Origin of the sequence: Phormidium sp. CCY1219 (assembly GCF_035615515.1) — a bacterium.
Classification (GTDB): Bacteria; Cyanobacteriota; Cyanobacteriia; order Cyanobacteriales; family Laspinemataceae; genus CCY1219.
This window is the reverse complement of sequence record NZ_JAJENT010000333.1, coordinates 1-330: the sequence shown is the minus strand read 5'-3', so window position 1 is coordinate 330 and position 330 is coordinate 1. Positions and strand designations below refer to the sequence as shown.

Annotated in this window: 1 protein-coding gene; it reads right to left on the bottom strand. The window is 52.7% G+C overall.

Annotation, left to right across the window (positions count from 1 at the left end; all coding sequences use genetic code 11):
• A partial coding sequence (locus LKK83_RS05800) for an HNH endonuclease (RefSeq protein ID WP_324629989.1) occupies window positions 1–330 on the bottom strand: 330 nt, incomplete at both ends.

Below are 330 nucleotides of genomic sequence, written 5' to 3'. Positions count from 1 at the left end.
GATTGAGCCGAAGTCGATTGAACTTCGTTTGTCCGCCCGTTCCTGTGGTGACTGGAAGTCCTGTTGCTTTCAAAGCCAACAATGCCCATCGGGTGGAGTTAACGGCAGCCGCATCCCTAGGTGGTGATTGGGTTTGCTTGAGGATGCGACCTAGCAAATCTGGCAGGCGCGATAAAAAATCCCGAATGTCCCCATTGCCTTTGGCTTGATTGCATGAGTGGCAAGCCAGGGTCAGGTTAGACACGCGATCTGCGCCACCCTTAGACCGAGGCTGAATATGCTCAACTTCAAGGGGTACATTTTGAACTCCGCAGTAAGCACAGGTTCTGC